Here is a 22,045-nt window from a genome sequence, read left to right as displayed (position 1 = left end):
AATGGGTGCTCAGAAGTCGGAGAGCAGGCGGTCGGCTGCGATTTCGATGCGGCGTTGGATTTGCTCGTAGGTGCGTCGGCCGCGGAGCATTTCCATGAGTTCGTGTACCCAGATGCTCGACAGGGAGCCGGTGAGGGCGAGTTGTTCCTCTGTGGCCTGTTCCGCGCTTAGTCCTTCGCCTGCGACGCGCAGGAGCAGGCCGGCCATGCGGTCGCCGAACGGGGTCTCGACCTCGGCCATGATCAGGGAGCGGATCAGGGCGTCGGCGAGCTCGGGCTCACGCATGAGTCCTCGGGTGGCGCGCATGAGGATGTCGACGGCGCGTCCGGCGGCGGTCGACGCACTGGGCGGACGGCGTTCGATGCTGCTTTCGAGCAGGTCGATCTCCTCGCCGACCACGGCGACCACGAGATCCATCTTGGAGGGGAAGTAGCGGTAGAGCGTGCCCAGGGCTACGCCCGCGCGCTCGGCGACCGTGCGCATCTGCATCGCCTCGACGCCGCCGCGTGAGGCGAGTGCCGCCGCGGCCTGAACGATGCGCTTGCGGCGCTGGATTTGGCTTCTGGTTCGGACACCTGTCCCTGAGACGGGGTGGCTGTCCATGGCGGCCTCGGGGGTGGTGGGCTGGGACTCGACCGGCGGGGTCTGGCCGGACGACATGACGGCGGAAGGCGCTGCTCCAGCAGGTGTGGCGCCGGAATCTGGCCCTGCGATCGTCGCATGCGTGGTGCGCATAAGAACACGTTATCTGATTTTCGTATACGACGGATTGTTACTCGCGAGTCACAAAGAAACCGTATAGCCGCATGTCTCCGGGCGTTATTGGACTCGTTGAGAATTGCGGGCTTGGGGGTGGGGTAGGTGGGGATTGGAATCTGTTCTAGTTTTGTTCGTTGGCGACCGAGCGCTTGTTGGTGGTGTGGTTGTTTGAGGGGAGGGGGCGTGCGTTCTTCGTCTTGGGTGTGTTCTTTGCCCTGGGCGGTCGGGGGGTGGGCGCGGCCAGAGGGGGGCGCGGCCAGAGGGGGTGCGCGGCTAGAGAGTGGACGGGCCTAGGAGTGGATTCGGCTAGAGGGTGGGCGCGGGTAGAAGGTGGACGCCGCGTGAGCTTTGTCCCGGGGGAGATGCGGGGCGGTCCGTGTGGCCTGACGGTCGACTTGTTCGCCAGGTGTTCAGGTGCGCGACATGTCGGGTATGTCGGGTCTGTAGATATGTCGAACCCATGTAACCCATGCAAGCCGTGCAGTCCGTGTAACCCGCGCGGTCCATGCAACCGGTATAGTCCGCGCAACCCATTGCCCGTGAACCGTGTTGCCCGCAGGATGACCAGGTTGCGGCGAGCGCCTTCAGGTCGAGGCGTGCAACCCGTGTTGCCCGTGCGACTGTGTCGCCGGTGTAGCCCGTGTCGCCCGTGTCTCGGCTTGGCTGGCGAAGGCGTGTCGGCTTCTGTCTGTGTGTGCGGAGGTCGAGGCGGGAGCTGTATGTGGGGCAAGCTGTGGTCGGTGGTGACACCGTGCTCTTCTGGGAGTGGGAGCGGTGTCCAGTGGGTGATGGGTGTGGGCTGCTGTGGCATTCGCTGGGGGTGGTGTGGCACTTGGGGCGTTCGCTTCGCTGGGGGAGGTGGTGGGTGGCTGTGTCGTGCACTTCCGTTCGTCGGGTCTGGGGGAAGGTGTCGTTCGTCGTGGGAGAGGGGATTGTCGGCACATCGTGGACTGTGTGGTGAGTGCTGTGGGTATCGGTATGGAGTTGCGCGAGACGACGGATGACGAGCCGACGACGCCCCAGTACGCCCCCAGGAGATGTGATGCGGACGCTGACCGAAGCGCAGGTTGAGATCGGCTCGGCGCTTCCGGCTCTGTCGATTTCGCTCACGCCGACTGTGGTGGGGGTGACGGCGTTGGCCGCGGTGGAGTTCGCCGCCGGGCGTCATGACGACGAGGTGGTGAAGGCGCAGGGTGGAGGGGAGGTCTTTCTCGGCATTCTGACCACGATGGGGCTGGTCGAACGCTACGTCACTGATTGGGCGGGGCCCGAAGCGATGATCAAGGGGATCAACGTCAAGCTGGGCGTACCGGCTTATGTCGGAGATGTGTTGGTGTTCAGCGGGGTGGTTGTCGCCAATGCCGAAGGCCGTTTCGCCGCCGAGGTGTGCGGCAGGGTCAGCCTCGGGGACCATGTCACGGGTACCGTCCGCTTTGCGCTGCCTGCGCCGGGAGTCGACGCGTAGTCGTCGCTCGCGCGGCCGTTGCGGGCATCTGAGCCATCGAGTTCAGCAAGCGAGCGGATCGGGCCGACGGGAGCTCCGACTGGCAGCCGACGCAGTGCACGTGGCGTTCGCCAACGCCGGGCTTGCGTGCGGCCAACTGTTACAAAGCCCGCGAACGTCGATCTGAGCACGGCCCGCGAACGTCGACCTGAGTACGGCCAAACGTCACCCCCGAGCGTCGTCGACGCTTGCCAAGGCCCATGGATGTCGACCTGAGCGCTGCCGACGTCGGCCTGGGTGCCGCAAACGCCCGCGCTGTGCCCCTTGAGCGTCGCTGACGTTAGCCCGAGCGCCGCCGACCCCCGCAAACGCCTGCTGCGCGCGAATGCCAGCTTGAGCGTCGCCGAGGTCAGCCCGGGCGCTGCCAACTCCCGCCAATGCCAACCTGAATCCCGCGAACGCCTGCCCGAGCCCCACGAACGCGGGCCCGAGTGCCATCGTCGTCGGCCCGAGCACCACCGACATCGACATGACTGCCCGATCATCAATCCCAGGACGCGTTCAGGACGTCGGCAAGGAGATCGCCCCGACCCACGAGCGCAGCGCAGCCGACGCGGCGACACCTGCGCGAGGCGATGAACGGCGACACCCACACCCACACGATGAACGGCGTCGCCAACACGGCACGCCAAACGCCCACCCCCCGGTCAACCAGGCCCGCGACCTACACAGCACCCGATGACCAAGAAACCAACACCCCGCCGACCGCACCCAGCGTGCCGCCAACCAGCCTGCGCCCGGCTAGGGGTGAACGATCATAGGAACCGAGAAGAAGACGAGCATGGCGATCGCGATGCAGATGGCGAAGCCGACCAGTTCCCATGCCCAGTCGTAGTGGTGCTCGCCGATTCTGACCGGCCTGCGCTTTCTGGTGCGCTTGCGGCGTAGGACGGGTGGGAGGGGCTCGGGCGACTCCTCGTCCTCATCCAGGCTCAGCGGCTCCAGTAGTGGCGCCTCCGGCATGAGGTAGACGGGTGAGGGAGCCGGACGCGGTGTGAACAGGTCGTCGCCGATCGGCCCGGCGGGCGGGCTCGCCGGATGTACGAGAACGTCGCCGGGCTCAGGCGGCCCGGCCGGAGCCTGATCGATACCAAGACCAAGACCAAGGTCAGAGCCAAGGCCAGAGCCAAGGCCAAGGTCAGAGCCAAGGCCAAGGTCAGGGGAAGGGGCTAGGAAAGGGCTGACGCCGAAGTCGGGAAGTGCGATGTCGGGCAGCGTGACCTCGGCAAGATCTTCGACAGCGGCAACCCCGGCAGCCTCACCCCCGACAGCCCCAACGTCACGCACCTCAAGCTCAGGCGCCTCGACCCCGAGGACCGCCTCGCCCCCTACGACCGCCTCACCCTCGACGCCCGCCCCGACCACCGCCCCAGGCTCGCCCCGCCTACGCCTAGGCAGCGCCGTACCCGCCCGCCCCGACGACGACGACCCGTAAAGCTGCGGCCTCTTGGCCACATACGGCTTGACCTCATCAAGCACAGACGCATCAAGCGCAGGAACATCAAGCACAGGCGCCGACAACACAGGCGCAGCAAGCGCAGAACCCGACAAAGCCTGTGGCGAGCGCCCAGACTCGGCAAGGGCCGTGATGATCGAGTCGCGCAGCTTCGGCATGGGCGCCGTCGTGGCCTCGAGGTCGCTCACGCGGTCGGCGTCGGGCGGGGTGAGCAGCTCGGTGGGGAACAGCCCGGTGCTGGTCGCCGGGTCGTCGGTGGGGGCCAGGGGAAGCGGCCAGGTGGGCGGCGAAGGCCACATCGGCTTGACGAAAAGGGACGTCTTACGCGGCGAAGGAGGTTCGGGAGCCGTACCCGAGCCTGCGACGAAGACGCGGATCGCGCCGGGCGGCGGGTGCCAGGGCAGGCGGCTGAGGACGTCGCGGATGGGGGCCACGGCGAGTGCGCCGAAAACCTCGGCCGTCGGGCCGTCCACCCTCGGGCCCGGCACGGTGAGTGCGGCGGCCAGCGACTGGGCGAAGCGGTGTGCGGCGGAGGAGGCGAGCTCCTCGGCGGTGTCGGCGGCGACTTCGAGTACCCAGGCCAGCTCGTCGAAGGTCAGGCCGACGACGGCCGAGAGGATGAGCACCTCACGCTGGTGCGGGCGTAGCTCGCGCAGGACGCGTTCGACCAGTGCGGTCACCGGGTCCACGAGCGGGTCGACGGAAAGGGGGGCGTAGACGATGTCACGCCGGTAGATCTCGCGGCGGGCGAGCGCGTAGAGCGCGGCACGCGGGGGCTCCACGGACGGCACGCTGGTGAGGACGGCAACCAGGGCGTCGGCGGCGGAACCGGAGTCACCGAGCTGGTCCGCGCAGTAGGCGAACAGCCCGGTGGCGTGACGGTCGTAGAGCTCCGAGATCAGCTCGCCACGCGGCCGCTGATCGGTGAGCGAAGGAGTCACGGGCCGGATCCTCTGGATGAAAGCGGACGCGGAGGGTATGGGGGTCGGCGTCAAGCTCTGGATGTAGGTGTGGTCGCCCATCATGCCAAGTCACGAGGACTTAGTGCACTATTGACGGCTCATTTGCTAGAAAACCCACTGAAGCGTTTCAGGTGGGGGCCGGGGGACAGACCTGGAAGGATCGCCGTAGTCTGTCCAAAGGAGATCATGAGGCGGTCGTGGCAGGGGGGCCGCGCGGCTGCCGGAAACCAAGAGGTCGCGCGTGATCACATTCGACTCCGTCACCAAACGCTACGCGGATGGCACCGTGGCGGTGGACCACCTCAGTCTGGAGGCGCCCACCGGTGAGATCACCGTGTTCGTCGGGCCTTCGGGGTGCGGCAAGACGACGTCACTGCGGATGATCAATCGGATGATCGACGCCTCCGAAGGGCAGATCCTGCTCGACGGCGTCGACGTCAAGGGCATCGACCCGCCCACCCTGCGCAGGGGCATCGGGTACGTCATCCAGCAGGCGGGCCTGTTCCCGCATCGCAAGATCGTGGACAATGTCGCCACCGTCCCGTACCTGCTCGGCTGGGACCGGAAGAAGGCACGCGAGCGCGCCATGGAGCTGCTGGAGCGGGTCGGCCTGGACCTGAAGCTGGCCGAGCGCTATCCCTTCCAGCTGTCGGGCGGCCAGCAGCAGCGTGTCGGCGTGGCCAGGGCGCTTGCGGCCGACCCGCCCGTGCTGCTCATGGACGAGCCGTTCAGTGCCGTCGACCCGATCGTGCGTACCAGCCTGCAGGAGGAGTTGCTGCGGCTGCAGTCGGAGCTGAACAAGACGATCGTCTTCGTCACCCACGACATCGACGAGGCGATCAAGCTCGGCGACCGGGTCGCGGTGCTGCGTGTCGGCGGCAAGCTGGCTCAGCTGGCTGATCCCAAGACGCTGCTCTCGGCGCCGGCCGACGACTTCGTACGCGAGTTCCTCGGTCATGACAGGGGGATCAGGCGGCTGTCGTTCATCCGTTCGGACGGCCTGCGGCTGCGCACCGACCTGACCGTGCGCGAGGACGAGGCCGCCCGGGCGTTCGCGGCCAGGCCGCAGGAGCCGTGGCTGCTCGTGGTCGGCGTCGACGACAAGCCGGTCGGCTGGATCTCACCCGAACGCCATGACGACCCGCTGCCCTACGGCACGTTCACGCCGGGCCGCGACTCCATGCGGGCGGCGCTCGACGCGGCGCTGCTGTCGCCTTCGGGATGCGCGGTCGCCGTGGACGAGAGCGGCAGGGCGACCGGGGTGGCGACGCGGGAGGCGCTCGACGAGGCACTGGCGGTGGCTGCCGATGGATGAGCAGCCTCTGGTCAAATGGGACTGGATCGGTACAAATTGGGACACCGGCCGGGCCAACAGCATCGTCAACCTGCTCGAAGCGCATGTGGTGATGTCGCTGGTGCCGATCGTGCTCGGCCTGCTCGTCGCCCTGCCGCTGGGCCTGGCGTGTGTGCGCTGGCGCTGGCTGTACCAGCCGACGACCGGTCTGATGAACGTCGTGTACGCGCTGCCGTCGTTGCCGGTCTTCATGATGCTGCTTCCGGTCACCGGTCTGGCCAGGGCGACGGTGATCATCCCGCTGACCTTCTACGCGGTCGCGGTGCTGGTGCCCGCCGTCGTGGACGGCATGGCCTCGGTGCCCGACCACGTGCGCCAGTCGGCCGTCGCGATGGGCTTCACACCGTTGCGCAGGCTGATCCAGGTCGAACTGCCGATCGCGGTGCCGGTCGTACTGGCTGGGCTGCGGGTGGTCGCGGTGTCGAGCATCAGCCTGGTCAGCGTGGGGGCGCTGATCGGGCAGGGCGGGCTCGGCAATCTGTTCACCGACGCCTACCAGCGTGACTTCTACACTCCGGCCGTCGTCGGCATCGTGCTCATCGTGGCCCTGGCCCTGCTCGCCGACGCCATCGTGCTCATCGCCCAGCGCCTGCTCACGCCTTGGGTACGGGCGAGGAGGACAGCGTGAACTGGCTGATCGACTTCTTCGGCGACCCGGCCAACTGGTCGGGGCCCGAAGGCATTCCGGCCAGGCTGCTCGAGCACCTGGCCTTCTCGTCGGCGGCGCTGGTGCTGGCCGCGCTCATCGCGATACCGCTCGGCCTGCTCATCGGGCACACCGGCAAGGGCGCGCTCGTCGTCGTGGTCTCGGCGAACCTGGCCAGGGCGCTGCCCACACTCGGCCTGCTCGTCCTGATCGTGCTGCTGCTCGGCACCGCGTCGATCTGGCCCGTGCTGATCCCGCTGGTGGCGCTCGCGGTGCCGCCGATCCTGGTCAACACCTACGAGGGCATCCGCGGCGTCGACCCGGAACTGCGCGACGCCGCCTACGGCATGGGGCTGCGGGGCGGTCAGGTCCTGCGCAAGGTGCTGGTGCCCGTCGCGCTGCCGCTGATCCTGCTGGGCCTGCGGCTGGCCGCCGTGCAGGTGGTCGCGACCGCCGCCGTGGCCGCCTATGTCGGGCTGGGCGGGCTCGGGAGATACATCATCGACGGCCTGGCCACGAAGGACTATCCCAGCGTGGTCGGGGGTTCTGTGCTCATTGTGCTCTTCGCGCTGGCGGTGCAGCTGCTGTTCACGCTCACGCAAAGGGTGACGGTCTCCCCGGGGGTGAGCCAGCGACTGAAGGTCCGGTAATCTCTCCTCTACCCCCCGTAAATGAAGGGAAAGTTGGAATGCGACGCATATTCGGCACCGCCGCGATGCTTTTGACGGCGGCACTCGCCGTATCCGCGTGTGGTGGAAGTGGCGACCCGCTCGCCACCACGAGCGCTGCCCCCAGCAGTGCTGGGACGTCCGCAGCTGCCGGGGGGAAGGCGATCGTCGGCTCGTTCGACTTCCCTGAGAGCGTTCTGCTCGGCTCGATCTACGCCCAGGCCCTGGAGGCCAAGGGTGTCGCGGTCGAGGAGAAGCCGAACATCGGCAGCCGTGAGGTCGTCTACGACCAGGTCAAGAGCGGCGGCCTGACCGTGCTGCCCGAGTACAACGGCGCGCTGCTGTCCTTCCTCGACCCGAAGAGCACCGCGGCCACGACCGACGAGATCAACTCGGCGCTCAAGTCCACGCTGCCCGCCGAGGTCGAGATCCTCGACTCCTCCGCGGCCGAGGACAAGGACTCGCTGACGGTCACCAAGGAGACCGCCACCAAGAACAGCCTCGTCAGCATCGAGGACCTGGCCAAGGTCTCGAAGGACTGGGCCGTCGGCGGCCCGCCGGAGTTCAAGAAGCGGCGCGAGGCCCAGTTCAAGGACGTCTACGGCCTGGTGTTCAAGGAGTGGAAGCCCACCGGAGGCACCACCGCCGACGCCATCAAGGACGGAACGATCCAGGCGGGGAACGTCTTCACGACCGACCCCAAGATCCTCATCAACGACATGGTGTCGCTGACCGACCCGAAGAACGTCTTCGGCGCCCAGAACATCACGCCGCTGGTCAACAAGGCAGGCACCGACGACTCGGTCCGGACCACGCTCAACGCGGTCTCGGCCAAGCTCACCACCGAGTCGCTGGTCGGCATGATGAAGAAGGTCGCCATCGACAAGGAGGACGCGGCCACGGTGGCCAAGGAATGGCTGACCACCAACGGCCTGCTGTAGTCACCTGAACCGGCCGCCGACGGCCTGCTGTGGTTCACGTGCGGGGAGGGGTTTCGCGGGAGCGGAGCCCCTCCCTTCGTGTGTCACGGGTGCGCGGGGGTGATGCAATGGGGTTCATGACCGAGTTCACCGAGGCGATGGCCCATCTGGCGGCAGGAGTGGCCGTCATCACCGTGCGTGACGACCGGGACGATCTCGGCGCGACCGTGTCGGCGCTGATGTCCGTATCGGCAGATCCGCCGCTCGTCCTGGTGAGCCTGACCGCCTCCTCCTACCTCACCGAGGTACTGCTGCGCCGCGACCGATGGGCGGCGAGCCTGCTGTCGGCCGGGCAGGCGGCGGTCGCCAGCAGGTTCGCCACGCCCGGCAGGCCGAGCGCCAGGCTCCTGGTCGCGGGCACCCCGCACCACAGGGGCGAGCACAGCGGCGCGCTGATCGTCGAGGGCGGCGTGGCGGCCGTCGAGGCCGAGACCACCCAGGTGATCCCGGCCGGCGACCACATGCTGTTCCTCGCCCGGGTACTCGCCGTCGATCATGTCGACCCCGCGCCCGCGCCGTTGATCCGACTGCGCCGCCGCTACCGGCCGATGGCCTGACGAATCACCCTCCAGGCCGCTGACGTACCACCTGACCTGGGCAAACGTAAAGTGACATAGCCCACGTTCGGAATCTGGCGGTCTTCGGGCCGCGTTCCTTTTCTCGGAGTCGCGGTCCGGCGAAAGGGAGATCGATGAGCCTGCGAGCACGCAGTAGCGCCATCGCGGGAGTGATCGCCGGAACCATCGCCATCCTGCTTTACGTGGGCCTGCTGATCGAGGCCAGGCATGCCGCGATGAGCGCGGACGAGGCCGAGGCCGCCACCGTCGCCCGCCGGATGGCCGTGCTCGCGGTCAAGGTCGGCCTGCCCGACCCCCTCGCCGGAGGCGCGGGCCAGAGCATCCAGGTCGTCAGCGACGGCGGCACCGTCCTGGCCAGCACCCCCGACCTGTACGGCAGGCCGCCCATCAGCCGCGAGCAGCCCTTCTACGGAGACGTGCGCTGGGACGGCATCACCACGTGGGACGGCGTCGACCACACCACGGTGGGCGTCACCGGTCCGGACATGATGATCTACGTGGCCAAGCCGGTGCCTCCGATGATCGCCGACCCCAGGGGTGCGGCGCTGCGGGGCGCGGCGGCGCTGGCCGGGGTCGCGACCGTGATGTTGCTGAGCTGGTGGCTGGTGAAGAAGGCGCTGCGGCCCGTGGCCGCGATCAGGGCGGAGCTGCGCGAGATCACCGCCAACGACGTGCACAGGCGGGTGCCGACCACCGGCAAGGACGACGAGATCGACGCCCTCGCCACCGCGGTCAACCAGACGCTGGATCGTATGGACGACGCCCTGAGCCAGCAGCAGCGCTTCGTCGCCGACGCCTCGCACGAACTGCGCAGCCCGATCACCGCCCTGCGCGCCGAGGTAGACCTGGCCCTTGCGGAGGTCGCCGCCGCCAAGCACGGTCTGGCCGAGACCACGACCACGGCCGGGACCGACGGCTCGCTCGTCGACATCGAGGCCGTGTGCGCGGGAACCCTCACCGCGCTGGAGTCGGTCGACAGGTCCGCCGACCGGCTGCAGGTGCTCGTCGAGGACCTGCTCGCCGTCGCCAGGCTGGACGCCGGTATGAAGCTCGCCCCCGAGTCCGTCGACCTGTCCACCCTGGTCATGGAGGAGCTCGAGCGCAGGCACCCGGACAAGGCCGTCGCCCTCTGCCTGGCCGACCAGGCGCCGGTCGAGGGCGACCGGCTGCAGCTCTCCCGCGTCCTGGTCAACCTGCTGGACAACGCCCTCAGACACGCCGACTCGGCCGTACGGCTCAGCACGCGTGTCGACGCCGTGGCGGGGCAGGCCGTGCTCGAAGTACGCGACGACGGGGCCGGGCTCGCGCCCGAGGACAGGGAGCGCGTCTTCCAGCGCTTCACCCGCCTGGGCGAAGGCCGCAGGCGGGACCCGGGCGGCAGCGGCCTGGGCCTGCCGATCGCCAGGGAGATCGCCACCAGGCACGGCGGCACCCTGCGGGCCGAGGACTCGGGACGAGGCGCCCTGTTCGTGCTGCGCGTACCCCTGTCGGGCGCTGTGTAGTCGTAGGACCAGGGAGGGTACGTATCTTGGCGTCGCGCCGACGGGCGCATCGTGCGCACGCGGCGCCAAGAGGAGTATTCGTGAAAGCACATATCAAGCGACTGGCCCTGGCCGTCGCTTTCGCCACGACCGTGCCGCTGGCGGCCCAGGCGCCGGTTCTCGCGGCCTCGGCCGAGCCCTGGCAGGTCAACGCCTGCGACGCCACCCAGGCACTGCCCGGGGACGTCACGCTCACCGTGAAGCTCGAAGGCTGCCGCAACGGTTCGTTCGCACTCAAGGGCGGCGAGACGCTGTCCTGGCCCGGCTTCGAGAGCGCCTGGTACACCCCGGGCCTGGACAAGACGGCCAAGGTCGCCTCGCTCGACGTCGTCAACAGCTCGGGCAAGGTGCGTCTCACCTTCTCCAAGCCGGTCGTCGATCCCGTGCTGCACCTGGCCGACCTCGGCGGCGGCAACGGCGGCACGCCCGCCACCTGGTTCAGCCAGCGCTGGCGGCTCACCACGCCGGGCGTCACCCTCAAGCGCCTGTCGGGCAACAGCAAGATCGAGGTCAGCGGGGCCGCGATCCAGGCGCCCGACTACGGCAACCTGGAGCCCGGCTGCGTCGACGCCAACCGCAACGGCCGTAGCTTCGGATGCGGTTCGGTGCAGCTCGTCGGCACGGTCACCGAGGCCGTGTTCGACGTCGACGTGCAGAAGGTCGTGCGCTGCTGCCCCGTCACCCTCGACCGCGTCACCTTCACCGTGACCCTGCCCGAGCAGCCCGTCGTGCCGGCCAACCAGCCGCCGACCCTGCCCGACCTGGTGCTGTCCGGTCCGGTCGGGTCGGCGTTGAACGGGACGATCGGGTCGACGGACCCCGACGGCGACAAGGTCACCTACACCGTGCTCAAGCCGCAGTCGCTGCCCGCCGGGGTGAGCATCGGCAAGGACGGCGTCGTGTCGGGCACGCCGAGCGCCACGGGCGTGTACTCCGTCCCGGTCAAGGCCTGCGACGCGAAGGGCGCCTGTACGGAGGGCCGGGTGGCCGTCGCCGTGCACGAATGCCCGCAGGTGCCCTCGCCGGAGGAGACGCCCTCCTGACGGTGTCGTGCCGTCGTTCGTCGTTCGTCATTCGTCATGAGGGGGCGGGCCGTCGCGGGTGCGGCGGCCCGCCGCCGTGTCTGTCCGTGGGAGGGGCGGTGCGGGCCGCGTTGGTGGCGGGGGCGGAGTCCTGCCGCAGGGGCGCCGGGCAGGGGCGGAGGGGGCGCCCCTGGGCGGGGTGTGCGGAGGCCTGCCGTCAAGGATCTCCGGGCGTGAAGGGACGGCTGCTAGCGGATGCGCCAGGAGCCGGGGAGGGTGAGGGGGCCGGCGGCGGGCAGGCCGAGGTCGGCGGCGAGGCGGGCCAGGGGGCCCCAGGACTCCAGGCGGATGCGGGCCAGGGCCGCGGCCTTGTCCTCGCTGGAGTCGGCGCCGCGCAGGCGCTCCAAGGGGTTGAGCTTCGGGTAGAGGCGCACGGGCGAGGTCGCGGACAGGCCCGCGCGCTTGCGGGCGATCGACAGGGCGTCCTCAAGACCGCCGAGCTCGTCGACCAGACCGCCCTCGTGGGCGTCGGCGCCGGTCCACACGCGGCCTCTGGCCAGGTCGTGCGCGCGTTCGCGGGTGAGGTTGCGGCCGGAGGCGACCTTGCCCACGAAGTCATCGTAGATCCGGTCGAGCCAGGCGTTGATCCGCACCCACTCGCCCTCGGTGAACGCCCGCGACGGCGAGAACATCCCGGCGTTGGCCCCCTCGGCCACCAGCTCGGAGTTCACGCCGATCTTGTGCAGCAGCTCGGTGAGCACCGGCTTGCCGGCGAACACGCCGATCGACCCGGTCAGCGTGCCGGGCTGGGCGACGATGACGTCGGCGGCCATCGCGACGAAGTACCCGCCCGAGGCGGCGACGTCGCCCATCGAGACGACGACCGGCTTGACCTTGCGGGTCAGCACGACCTCGCGCCACACCGTGTCGGAGGCGACGTAGGACCCGCCCGGGGAGTCGACGCGGAACACGACGGCCTTGACGTGCTCGTCGCGCCTGGCCGCGCGCAGGGCCGCGCTGATCGTGTCCGAGCCCATCGCGCCGCCTCCGCCGAGCGGGCTGCGACCGCTGCGGCCGAGCCTGATCTGGCCGAAGCCGTGCACGAGCGCCACACTGTCGGCGCCGGGCGCGTGCAGCTTGCGTGCGGTGGGGCTCTTGGCGTAGCGGGAGACGAACAGCAGGTGCGAGTCGGCCCCGGCGGCCTGCTTGACCTCTTCGTACACCTCGTCGCGGTAGGCCATCCTGTCGACGAGCCCGGCCTCGACGGCCTCGGCGCCGATGAAGGGGCCGCCGTCGATCAGCTCGCGCACCTTGGCGGGGTCGAGCCTGCGCCCGTCGGCGATTCCGGCCACGACCTGCTCGGTCACCGACTCGGCGATCCTGGCGATCGACTCGCGGTGCGCCTCGGTCATGTGGTCCTGGGTGAAGGTGTTGGCCGCGGTCTTGTACTCGTGGCGCTGGCCGAGCTGGTAGTCGACGCCCACCTTGCCGAGCGCGTCCTTGAGGAAGCGCTGCTCGATGGCCACGCCGGTGAGCCCGACGTCGCCGCTCGGCTGGAGGTACACGCGTTCGAAGGCGCTGGCCAGGAAGTAGGGCACGGTGCCGTTGCCGAACTCGCCGAACGTCTCGGCGAACGCCACCGTGAGCTTGCCCGACGCGCGGAACTGGATCACGGCCTGCCGCAGCTCCTGCACCATCGCCAGGCCCATCGGCTGCCCGCCGATCTTCACGATCAGCGCCTTGACCCTGGAGTCCTGCCTGGCCCGCTTGAGCCCGGACAGCACGTCGGCCAGCCGCGTCTTGCGCATGGACAGCACCGCGGACAACGGATCGGCGGGCGGGCCCTCCGTCAGGCCCTCCGTGAGATCGAGTTCGAGCACCAGCGGGGCCGTGCGCCGCTGCCTGAACCTGTCGACGGTTTCGAAGATCGCCTTGGGTGCGTCCATGCTGCCACCCTAAGCGACGACTCCTCCCGGTGTTCGGTCCCGGTCAGCCGGTGTTCCGGGCGACGCGCTGGGCGGCGGCCTTGAGCTGGGCCGATGTGGCCTTGGCGCTGAGCCTGCGGTTCTCGGCGTCGGTGAGGAGCGCCCGCACGGTCGCTGCGCCCTCGCCCTTCGCCGTGGTGGAGAGCGCGCCGTGCGCCCAGTTCAGCCAGGCGGTCAGCAGGGCGCTGTCCAGCTTCGCACGCGGGCTCTTGTCCTGCGCCCTGAGCACGCGGTACGCGGTGCCGAGCGTGCCCGCCTTGACGACCTCGGGGAAGACCTTGCTCGCCTTCTGGGCCAGGCGCAGGTAGCAGGTCAGGGTGGCGTCGGACAGGACGCCCTTGCCCCGGGTGATCTCCACGGCCCACTGGGCGGCCGTCATGCGCCTGCCGTTCGCCGCCCGGGTGCACACGGCGGGCGTGGCGGCGGTGGCGGGGGCGGGCGCGGTGACCGTGACGGTGATCGTCACCGTGGGCAGCGGTACGGGCACCTGCGGCTGGTCCGGCTGCCGCGGCGCGGGCGAGGGACCGCTCGACGGCGTCGGCGCCGGAGCACCGCTCACGCCGGGCTGCGGCTCGGCACCGGTCAGCGCGGCGTGCACGTCCAGGCGTGGCGTGCTGACCCCCTGGTACCCGATCGGCCTGCCCTTGGCCTTGAGCAGGTCGACCAGCCCGGCGACCGGTGTGCCGGGCAGGGCCGAGCGCAGCAGGGCCAGGGCGCCGGCGACATGCGGTGCGGCCATCGAGGTGCCGCTGTGCACGGCGGTGCCGCCGCCGGGCATGGCGGACTCGATGTCGACGCCGGGCGCGAACAGATCGAGCAGCGGCCCGCTGTTGGACCATTCGGCGATCACGTCGTCGTCACCGGTGGCGCCGACGGTCACGGCGGTGGAGACGCAGCCGGGATAGGAGGCGCCCTGCACGTATTCGTTGCCCGCGGCGGCCACGGTGGCGACGCCTCTGGCCAGCAGGTCGTCGAGCTTCGGCTTGAGCACGGCGCCCTCCTCGGAGTCGTCGCAGGCGACCTCCGAGGGCATGCCGCCGAGGCTGAGGTTGAGGGCGACGATCGGCCTGGTCGCGGTGAGCGAGGCGACGTGGTCCAGCGCCAGCAGCAGCGACGACTCGAACGCCAGCAGGCACGAGGACTCGCCCGAGCAGGTCTCGGCGTCGTCGACCCTGCTGAACACCTGGACGGCGACGATCCCGGCGCCCGGCGCCACGCCCGCGACGATCCCGGCGACGTGGCTGCCGTGCTCGCACAGGTTGACCTGGTCGAGCAGGCAGGCGGGCGTCTCGGCGTCGGCCGCTCCGGCTCCGGTCTGGGTCGGCAGGCCGTTCGGGCACAGCGAGGTGACGCCCGGGTCTGCCGCGGAGAAGCAGGCCTCGTCGACGATCCGGCCGGCGAAGGCGGGGTGGTCGCGGTCGATGCCGGTGTCGAGCACGGCGACGACGGCTCCGCTCCCGGTGCGGCCTTCGGCGTGCGCGCGGTCGGCGCCGATCACCTTGAGGCTCTCGGTCAGCGTCGGCGGGTAGGCCCTGTCCCTGCGTACGGAGGTGACGCGCGGGTCGGCGGCGAGGTCGGCCAGCTCTTCGGCGGTGCCCTGCACCACGATGAACGACTGCCGGTCGGCCTGGAGCACCACGGGCACCTCGGCGTCCGTGGCGACGGGTGCGGCCTGCGCGGGCTCGGCGACCTCGACGATCGCCCGGACCACGCCCTGCCCGACGGCGAGACCGGGTTCGAGCTTGGCCGACGGCGGCTCGGCGGGATCGGCGTACGCGGGGCCGAAGGGGATCATGGCCAACAGGACCGAACAGACGAGCAGTCGTCGTACGCGCACACGTCCTCCGAGGGGATTGATCTCGGAGTTTAGGACGATATTTCGGGTGATCACAGAGCGGGCTGTGAATTCACAGGAAAACGGGTACGGCAGGCGACTCCCCGACTGAGCCGCCTGCCGTACCGGTCGTGTGGGTCAGTTGAGCCCGTTGTGGATGGCGGTGATCAGCTCGCCATTGGTGGTGTCGCCGCTGGTCTCCCAGAAGAAGGCGCCGGCCAGGTTCTGGTTCTTGGCGTAGGTCATCTTGCCGCCGATGGTCGCGGGGGTGTCGAAGCCCCACCACTCGCCGTTGCAGTAGCCGTAGGCCGTGCCCGCGATGGTGCCGGTGGCCGGGCACTTGGTCTTGAGGACCTTGTAGTCCTCGATGCCGGCCTCGTAGGTGCCGGGCGCGGCGCCGGTCGCGGTGCCGCCGGGCGCGGCCTGGGTCACGCCGGTCCAGCCGCGGCCGTAGAAGCCGATGCCGAGCAGCAGCTTGCCGGCCGGGATGCCCTTGCCCTTGAGGTTCTGGATGGCCGCGTCACCGTAGTAGCCGGAGATCGGGATACCGGTGTAGGAGGTGAGCGGGGCGTTCGGCGCGGTCGGGCCGTTCTTGTTCCAGGCGCCGAAGTAGTCGTAGGTCATCGGCATGTAGAAGTCGACGTACTGCGCGGCGCCCTCGTAGTCGGCGGCGTCGATCTTGCCGCCCGAGGTTCCGTCGGCGGTGATGGCCGCGGTCACCAGGTTGTTCGCGCCGAACTTCGCACGCAGCGCCTGCATGAGGTTCTTGAACGCGGCGCGACCGCTGGTGTCACAGGTCAGGCCGCAGGCGTTGGGGTACTCCCAGTCGATGTCGATGCCGTCGAACACATCGGCCCAGCGCGGGTCCTCGACCAGGTTGTAGCAGGAGTTGGCGAACGCCGTGGGGTTGGCCGCCGCCTGCGTGAAGCCGCCCGAGTAGGTCCAGCCGCCGAAGGAGAAGATCACCTTGAGGCCGGGGTACATCGCCTTCAGCCTGCGGAGCTGGCCGAAGTTGCCGCGCAGGGCGCCGGTGTCCCAGGTGTCGGCCTTGCCGTCGACGCTGTCGGCCGCACCGTAGGCCTTGTCGTAGTCGGCGTAGCTGTCGGAGATCGTGCACTGGCCGCCCTGGACGTTGCCGAAGGCGTAGAGGATGTGCGTGAGCTTGGCCGCCGAGCCGTTGCTGACCAGGTTCTTCACGTGGAAGTTGCGGCCGTAGACGCCCCAGTTGGTGAAGTAGCCGACGATCTTCTTGCCGCCGTTGCCCGTCGGCGTGACGGTCGGAGTCGGGGTGACCGTGGGGGTGACGGTCGGCGTGGGCGTCACGGTCGGGGTGACCGTGGGCGTGGGGGTGACGGTCGGCGTCACCGAGGGGGAGGGGCTCGGCTGGCTGCCGCCGTCGCAGGAGGCGCCGTTCACCGTGCAGTTGGTCAGCGTGGCCGGGGCGCCGGGCGCACCCATGAAGCCGAACTTGACCGTCGCGCCCGCCGCCAGAGCGCCGTTCCAGCCCTTGTTGTCGAACGTGTAGTGCTGGCCGCTCTTGGTCATGGTGGCGTCCCATGCGGAGCTGATCGAGGTACCCGCCGGGAGGTCGAACTCGACCTTCCAGCTGCTGATCGCGCTCGAACCCGCCTTGACCGTGACGCTGCCCTGGAAGCCGGAGCCCCAGTTGGCGTCCACGGTGTAGCTCGCGGTCGTGGGCGTGGCCGCCGTGGCGGACGTGCCGAAACCGATGAGAAGGGCCGATGTGGCGATGAGGGAACCAATGGTTAGTCGTCGACGCATGAACGCTCCAGGTCAGATTCTTACCAACCCCCGTGCTAATAGGAAAGTTTCCTATTAGTTAGGTGGAGCGTAGATCGCGCTCCGTCGCGCGGTCAACGGGCGGGCTCCTGGTTAAGTCCCCTTTAAGTCGCCATTAAGGCCCTTGGACGTCGAGCACGTCGACCACATAGAAGGCCGCGCTCCGTCTCGGTGCCAGCACGCCGCCCGATGTTCCCCTGAAACCCCTGCTCAGCCGCTCAGGTACGGCCAGCGCCACCCGGCTGCCGCTCCGCACGCCGCTCAGTCCCTCCACCCAGCCGGGCAGCGCGCTCTCCTGACGAAGGATGAACCCGGTCGGCCCGCCCCGCGCGTAGGAGGCGTCGGTCGGCTTGGTCGCACCCCACGGCGTGGTGACGTACTGCACGACGACCGTCGCTCCGGGGCGTACCACGGCGCCCGATCCGGCGCGCAGCACCTGGGCCGTCAGACGCTCGGGCCCGCGGTGCGGGAAGCGGGTGGCGAGCGGGACCGTTCCCGAGACGGCGGGCAGCCTGGCGTCACCGGGGAACGGCGGCGCCTCCACCCTGGCGAAGGGCTGGTACCCGCCGAGGATGTCGAAGACGATCACCAGGGTGTCGCCCGGATTGGTGCCCGCCGGGGCCATGCCGTACGGGCCGAAGCCCTTCGTCGCGGGCGTGACGAGCAGGACACGGCTGCCCGCGCGCCTGCCGAGCAGGGCCTCGCTCCAGGTCTGCGAGACGTGGGCGCCGTCGAGCACCGCCGTGGTCGGCTGCAGCGTGTCGTAGGTGTTGAGGTAGGCGCGGTTGCCGTTCCACACGCGGATCTCGGCATGGGTGATGACGACCTGGCCGCGTTCGGTGACCGGTCCGGTGCCCTCGCGCAGCACCTCGACCTTGGGCTCGGGGTCCGGCCTGCCCGCCGGGATGCGTACGGCGGGCTTGACACCGAACTCCCCGGAGACGATCGGCAGTGCGGCGAACGCCGGGGCGGCCCGCTGCGCGCAACCGGCGGTCGGCAGCACGAGGACCAGCGAGAGGACGGACAGCAGGGCGGTACGGACATGGCGCGCGGCGCACGCCGGGCGCACGGGACTGAGGTGACGCATCGTTCTGGTTTCGCTCGTTCTGTGATGAAGACAGGTGTGGAAGGGAGGTGGACGGGGTGAGGGGCGCGGGATCGTGCCCGCGCCCCTCGGAATGACTCAGCCCCTGCGCGACGGGGTCGCGTCGACGTCGGGCTCCTCGACCACGCACGGCGGCAGGGCCGGGTCGACCACGGGCTTCACCGAGCCGCCGCCGCAGCAGCCGCACAGCGAGGGCGGCGTGGCGCCCGCCGGACCGGTCAGCGTCCAGGTCCAGGTCTGCGTGCCGGTGCCGGTGCCCGTGCCCGTGCCTGTACCAGTGCCGGTGCCGGTGCCCGTGCCCGTGCCTGTACCAGTGCCGGTGCCCGTACCAGTTCCGGTGCCGGTCCCCGTGCCCGTGCCAGTTCCGGTCCCGGTGCCCGTACCGGTGCCGCTGCCCTTGACGGGGGTGGTGTTCAGGACGGCCGCGTGGCCGACGGTGACGTCGGCGGCCATGGTGCCCAGGATGCTGGCGTGGGCGGCGTTGATGTAGCCGCTGCCCGCGTTGGGGTCGTAGCGGTAGTTCTTGTTGGCGTCCAGCGTGCCGGTGCCGTCGGGGTTGGTGGTGACCTGCTCGTTGGTGGTGGCGATGCCGAGCGTGCCGATCGGGCTCGACAGGTCGATGCCGAAGTTCGTCGGCCAGTCGGCGGGCACCTTGAGCTTGACGCCGAGCACCGAGACGCTCGGGTTGCCGAACTTGCCGCGGAAGGCGACGGGCTGACCGGGCTTGGACACCGCGGAGACCTCGATGGCCTCGGCCTTCACCCGGAAGGGCGAGCTGTCGGCCAGCCCGGCCGCGGCCTCACGGCCGAACGGGTTGAGGCTGCTCAGCCCGTCCTTGATCGAGCCGCCGATGCTCGACAGGCTCGGCAGGTTGTCCAGCGGGTTGAGGCTGGGCAGGCCGACGTCGAAGGAGGCGCCGCCCGCGACCGAGTACGCGCCGCAGGGCAGCGGCGTGTTCTTGGTGAAGGTGTCGTCGGTCGGCGTGGCGTTGCCGACCGAGCGGCTGTAGAGCGCCGATGCCTGGCCGAAGTCCAGCTTGGGCACCAGCGGGATGTTGACCGGGAAGCCGAGCTTGATGATCCCGTCGCCGCCCGCGCTCGACTTGGCCTGACCGGTCTCGGGGAAGTGCGCCTCGAACAGGGCGGTGTTCACCGCGCCCGCGAGGCCCTTGACCCTGGCGATCCACGAGTTGGCCTGCACACAGCCGGCGTCCTTCATGACCGTGCCCCAGTTGGAGACGTCGGTCGGGTCGACGCGGCGCTCGCCGGGCGCGTTCTCGGCGTTGGCCGACGGCACCACGGCGAAGAGGAGACCGGCCGCGGTCGCGGCGGTCAGGACGGCAGAGCGCCCCAGAATATGACGACCTCGCATTGAGGAAGTTCTCCTTCTTGAATTCGAGAGAATCGTCCATCGATGAATGGACATCTGCTCTATGTCCGAAAAGGAGTGCTAGGGAGCGTCGCCTGTTGTCAGCGATCTCTAAAATGTCTCACTGGTTCCCGCAGGTCAGGCGGGTTCGGCGACCGGATCGTCAGGCGAGGCCACGATCACCGGCGGCGGCACGGGAACGTCCGCCTCGGCGAGCAAGGTGGACAGCTCCACGGCCGGAACGTCGACCTCGGCCAGCGGCGCCGGCCCGCTCAGCCACACCGCCCCCAGCGGCGGCACCCGGAGCCGGGCCGAGTACGGCAGGCCGTGCCACGACTGCGCCACCGCCTCGACCGCACCGAGATTGCCCACCCCGCTCCCGGCGTAGTCGTAGGCGTCGGTATTGATCACCTCACGCCACTGCCCGCCGTACGGCAGGCCGATGCGGTAGTCCTCGTGCGGGGCGCCGGAGAAGTTCACCACGCAGGCCAGGGTCGAGCCGTCGGCGGCCCGGCGCAGGAACGACAGGGTGTTGCCCTGCGCGTCGTCGGCGTCGATCCAGCGGAAGCCGTCGGGGGAGGTGTCGAGCTCCCACAGGGCCGGGGTGTCGCGGTAGACGCGGTTGAGGTCGCGTACCAGGCGCTGCACGCCCTTGTGGCCGTCGAAGTCGAGCACCCACCAGTCGAGGCCGCGCTCCTCCGACCATTCCGAGCCCTGGCCGAACTCCCCGCCCATGAACAGCAGCTGCTTGCCGGGATGGGCCCACATGTAGGCGAAGAGCGCCCTCAGCCCGGCGAATCGCGCCCACTCGTCGCCGGGCATCTTGCCCAGCAGCGAGCCCTTGCCGTGCACGACCTCGTCGTGGGAGAGCGGCAGGACGAAGTTCTCCGAATAGGCGTACATCAGGGAGAACGTCGCCTGGTGATGGTGGAACTGCCTGAAGACCGGCTCGTGCTTGAGATAGGCGAGGGTGTCGTGCATCCAGCCCATGTTCCACTTGAAGCCGAAGCCGAGCCCGCCCAGATGCACCGGCCGCGACACCCCCGGCCATGCCGTCGACTCCTCGGCCACGGTGGAGATGCCCGGCGCCTCGCGGTAGCACAGGGCGTTCATCTCCTTGAGGAACTCCACCGCGTCGAGGTTCTCCCTGCCGCCGTGCACGTTGGGCGTCCACTCGCCCTCACGGCGCGAGTAGTCCAGGTAGAGCATCGAGGCGACGGCGTCCACCCGCAGGCCGTCGACGTGGAACTCCTTCATCCAGTACAGCGCGTTGGCCACCAGGAAGTTGCGTACCTCTCTGCGGCCGAAGTCGAAGACGTAGGTGCCCCAGTCGGGATGCTCGCCGCGTGCCGGGTCCGCGTGCTCGTAGAGCGGCGTGCCGTCGAAGCGCGCCAGCGCCCACTCGTCCATGGGGAAGTGCGCGGGCACCCAGTCGAGCAGCACGCCGATCCCGGCCCCGTGCAGCCGGTCGACCAGGTGCCTGAACTCGTCCGGCGTGCCGAAACGCGAGGTCGGCGCGTAGTAGGAGGTCACCTGGTACCCCCACGAGCCGCCGAAGGGATGCTCGGCCACCGGCATGAACTCCACGTGCGTGAAGCCCATCCCGACCACATAGGCGGTGAGCTCCTCGGCCAGCTCCAGATAGGACAGGCCGGGCCGCCACGACCCCAGGTGCACCTCGTAGGTGCTCATCGGAGCGGCCTGCGCGGGGTGTTCGGCGCGCTCGGCCATCCAGACGTCGTCCCGCCAGGCGTAGCCGGAACGCTCGACGATCGAGGCCGTCAGTGGCGGCACCTCGGTCCTCCTGGCCATCGGGTCGGCCTTGTCCCGCCAGACGCCGTCGGCGCCGAGCACCTGGTACTTGTACCGCTCGCCGTCTCCGACGCCGGGCACGAACAGCTCCCACACGCCGGACCTGCCGAGCGAGCGCATGGGATGGCCGACGCCGTCCCAGTGGTTGAAGTCGCCGATCACCCGGATGCCCCGGGCGTTGGGCGCCCACACGGCGAACGCGGTGCCCTCGCTCTCCTCGTGCCGCAGTGTCCTGGCGCCGAGCACCTCCCACAGCCGCTCGTGCCTGCCCTCGCCGATGAGGTGCAGGTCCACCTCGCCCAGCGTGGGCCAATGCCGGTAGGGGTCCCTGAACACATAGGGCTCGGCCCCGCCGTGCACGATCTCGTAGTGGTAGTCGGGCACCTTGTCCAGGCCGGGCACCGTCACCTCGAACACACCGTGTGCCACGTGCCGCAACGTGTGCCTGTCGTCGCCGATCACGACCGTGACCCGCTCGGCCATCGGGCGCAACGCCCTGAACGTCACGCCGTCCTGCGCGGGGTGCGCGCCGAGGATCGCATGCGGGTCATGGTGTGCGCCGCCGGACAGGCGGTCGAGCTCGTTAGGCATCGGCATGTCCTCTAGCCTGCCCTAGATATCGCTTCCAACCCATCGGCTGTCCGCTATCACGGTTCATAGCGTGAAAAGTG

16 protein-coding genes are annotated in these 22,045 nt (G+C 69.6%); 8 read left to right on the top strand and 8 right to left on the bottom strand.

The window, feature by feature from the left end; all coding sequences use genetic code 11:
• Nucleotides 1-9: 9 nt before the first annotated feature.
• The gene (locus ACTWNK_RS36925) at nt 10-603 is read right to left on the bottom strand and encodes a TetR family transcriptional regulator (RefSeq protein ID WP_474311104.1); all 594 of its coding nucleotides are present in this window, start codon (nt 601-603) and stop codon (nt 10-12) included.
• Nucleotides 604-1,801: 1,198 nt separating this feature from the next.
• Between ACTWNK_RS36925 and ACTWNK_RS36920 the strand changes: the two genes are divergently transcribed.
• Entirely contained in the window at nt 1,802-2,224 is a 423-nt protein-coding gene (locus tag ACTWNK_RS36920; protein WP_474309549.1) for a hotdog family protein, read from the top strand.
• Between the two features lie 780 nt (nt 2,225-3,004).
• Here the strand turns inward: ACTWNK_RS36920 and ACTWNK_RS36915 are convergent.
• The gene (locus tag ACTWNK_RS36915; RefSeq protein ID WP_474309548.1) at nt 3,005-4,660 is read right to left on the bottom strand and encodes an RNA polymerase sigma factor; all 1,656 of its coding nucleotides are present in this window, start codon (nt 4,658-4,660) and stop codon (nt 3,005-3,007) included.
• Nucleotides 4,661-4,922: 262 nt separating this feature from the next.
• On the opposite strand from ACTWNK_RS36915, the gene ACTWNK_RS36910 reads away from it, so the two are divergent.
• The 7 genes from ACTWNK_RS36910 to ACTWNK_RS36880 all read left to right on the top strand — a co-directional run bounded on the left by ACTWNK_RS36910 (nt 4,923) and on the right by ACTWNK_RS36880 (nt 11,491).
• Nucleotides 4,923-5,996: an ABC transporter ATP-binding protein gene (locus ACTWNK_RS36910; protein WP_474309547.1), complete on the top strand. Its 1,074-nt coding sequence runs from the start codon at nt 4,923-4,925 to the stop codon at nt 5,994-5,996.
• Nucleotides 5,989-6,663, top strand: coding sequence for an ABC transporter permease (locus ACTWNK_RS36905; protein WP_474309546.1), 675 nt, complete (start codon nt 5,989-5,991; stop codon nt 6,661-6,663). The genes ACTWNK_RS36910 and ACTWNK_RS36905 overlap by 8 nt, the downstream gene beginning before the upstream one ends.
• Nucleotides 6,660-7,331 carry an ABC transporter permease gene (locus tag ACTWNK_RS36900; protein WP_474309545.1) on the top strand — a complete coding sequence of 224 codons (672 nt, stop codon included), beginning with the start codon at nt 6,660-6,662 and terminating at the stop codon, nt 7,329-7,331. The genes ACTWNK_RS36905 and ACTWNK_RS36900 overlap by 4 nt, the downstream gene beginning before the upstream one ends.
• 38 nt (nt 7,332-7,369) lie before the next feature.
• Nucleotides 7,370-8,290, top strand: coding sequence for an ABC transporter substrate-binding protein (locus ACTWNK_RS36895; protein WP_474309544.1), 921 nt, complete (start codon nt 7,370-7,372; stop codon nt 8,288-8,290).
• 116 nt (nt 8,291-8,406) lie between these two features.
• Nucleotides 8,407-8,886, top strand: a complete 480-nt coding sequence (locus ACTWNK_RS36890) for a flavin reductase family protein (protein ID WP_474309543.1) — start codon at nt 8,407-8,409, stop codon at nt 8,884-8,886.
• A 134-nt stretch (nt 8,887-9,020) separates the two neighbouring features.
• Nucleotides 9,021-10,409 carry a sensor histidine kinase gene (locus ACTWNK_RS36885; protein ID WP_474309542.1) on the top strand — a complete coding sequence of 463 codons (1,389 nt, stop codon included), beginning with the start codon at nt 9,021-9,023 and terminating at the stop codon, nt 10,407-10,409.
• Nucleotides 10,410-10,489: 80 nt separating this feature from the next.
• Nucleotides 10,490-11,491, top strand: coding sequence for an Ig-like domain-containing protein (locus ACTWNK_RS36880; RefSeq protein WP_474309541.1), 1,002 nt, complete (start codon nt 10,490-10,492; stop codon nt 11,489-11,491).
• A 227-nt stretch (nt 11,492-11,718) separates the two neighbouring features.
• Here ACTWNK_RS36880 and sppA read toward each other — a convergent pair whose 3' ends face one another.
• The 6 genes from sppA to glgB all read right to left on the bottom strand — a co-directional run bounded on the left by sppA (nt 11,719) and on the right by glgB (nt 21,965).
• Nucleotides 11,719-13,416: a signal peptide peptidase SppA gene (gene sppA / locus ACTWNK_RS36875; protein WP_474309540.1), complete on the bottom strand. Its 1,698-nt coding sequence runs from the start codon at nt 13,414-13,416 to the stop codon at nt 11,719-11,721.
• A gap of 43 nt (nt 13,417-13,459) precedes the next feature.
• Nucleotides 13,460-15,250, bottom strand: coding sequence for a S8 family peptidase (locus ACTWNK_RS36870; RefSeq protein ID WP_474309539.1), 1,791 nt, complete (start codon nt 15,248-15,250; stop codon nt 13,460-13,462).
• 177 nt (nt 15,251-15,427) lie between these two features.
• Nucleotides 15,428-17,071, bottom strand: coding sequence for a glycosyl hydrolase family 18 protein (locus tag ACTWNK_RS36865; protein WP_474309538.1), 1,644 nt, complete (start codon nt 17,069-17,071; stop codon nt 15,428-15,430).
• A gap of 133 nt (nt 17,072-17,204) precedes the next feature.
• On the bottom strand, nt 17,205-18,176 hold the full coding sequence (locus ACTWNK_RS36860) for an FKBP-type peptidyl-prolyl cis-trans isomerase (protein WP_474309537.1): 972 nt from the start codon (nt 18,174-18,176) through the stop codon (nt 17,205-17,207).
• 96 nt (nt 18,177-18,272) lie between these two features.
• Nucleotides 18,273-19,565, bottom strand: coding sequence for a hypothetical protein (locus tag ACTWNK_RS36855; protein ID WP_474309536.1), 1,293 nt, complete (start codon nt 19,563-19,565; stop codon nt 18,273-18,275).
• Nucleotides 19,566-19,700: 135 nt separating this feature from the next.
• The gene (glgB, locus tag ACTWNK_RS36850; RefSeq protein ID WP_474311102.1) at nt 19,701-21,965 is read right to left on the bottom strand and encodes a 1,4-alpha-glucan branching protein GlgB; all 2,265 of its coding nucleotides are present in this window, start codon (nt 21,963-21,965) and stop codon (nt 19,701-19,703) included.
• Nucleotides 21,966-22,045 lie beyond the last annotated feature (80 nt).

It is taken from the genome of Nonomuraea sp. IBHARD001 (assembly GCF_056106265.1).
Note: the sequence above shows the minus strand (reverse complement) of the source record. Positions and strands in the feature narration are given on the sequence as shown.

Excerpts from the sequence above, each read along its gene's own strand:
- ACTWNK_RS36925 (WP_474311104.1), bottom strand. The coding sequence starts at position 603 with ATGGACAGCCACCCCGTCTCAGGGACAGGTGTCCGAACCAGAAGCCAA.
- ACTWNK_RS36920 (WP_474309549.1), top strand. The coding sequence starts at position 1,802 with ATGCGGACGCTGACCGAAGCGCAGGTTGAGATCGGCTCGGCGCTTCCG.
- ACTWNK_RS36905 (WP_474309546.1), top strand. The coding sequence starts at position 5,989 with ATGGATGAGCAGCCTCTGGTCAAATGGGACTGGATCGGTACAAATTGG.
- ACTWNK_RS36895 (WP_474309544.1), top strand. The coding sequence starts at position 7,370 with ATGCGACGCATATTCGGCACCGCCGCGATGCTTTTGACGGCGGCACTC.
- ACTWNK_RS36890 (WP_474309543.1), top strand. The coding sequence starts at position 8,407 with ATGACCGAGTTCACCGAGGCGATGGCCCATCTGGCGGCAGGAGTGGCC.
- ACTWNK_RS36885 (WP_474309542.1), top strand. The coding sequence starts at position 9,021 with ATGAGCCTGCGAGCACGCAGTAGCGCCATCGCGGGAGTGATCGCCGGA.
- sppA (WP_474309540.1), bottom strand. The coding sequence starts at position 13,416 with ATGGACGCACCCAAGGCGATCTTCGAAACCGTCGACAGGTTCAGGCAG.
- ACTWNK_RS36870 (WP_474309539.1), bottom strand. The coding sequence starts at position 15,250 with ATGATCCCCTTCGGCCCCGCGTACGCCGATCCCGCCGAGCCGCCGTCG.
- ACTWNK_RS36865 (WP_474309538.1), bottom strand. The coding sequence starts at position 17,071 with ATGCGTCGACGACTAACCATTGGTTCCCTCATCGCCACATCGGCCCTT.
- ACTWNK_RS36860 (WP_474309537.1), bottom strand. The coding sequence starts at position 18,176 with ATGCGTCACCTCAGTCCCGTGCGCCCGGCGTGCGCCGCGCGCCATGTC.
- ACTWNK_RS36855 (WP_474309536.1), bottom strand. The coding sequence starts at position 19,565 with ATGCGAGGTCGTCATATTCTGGGGCGCTCTGCCGTCCTGACCGCCGCG.
- glgB (WP_474311102.1), bottom strand. The coding sequence starts at position 21,965 with ATGCCTAACGAGCTCGACCGCCTGTCCGGCGGCGCACACCATGACCCG.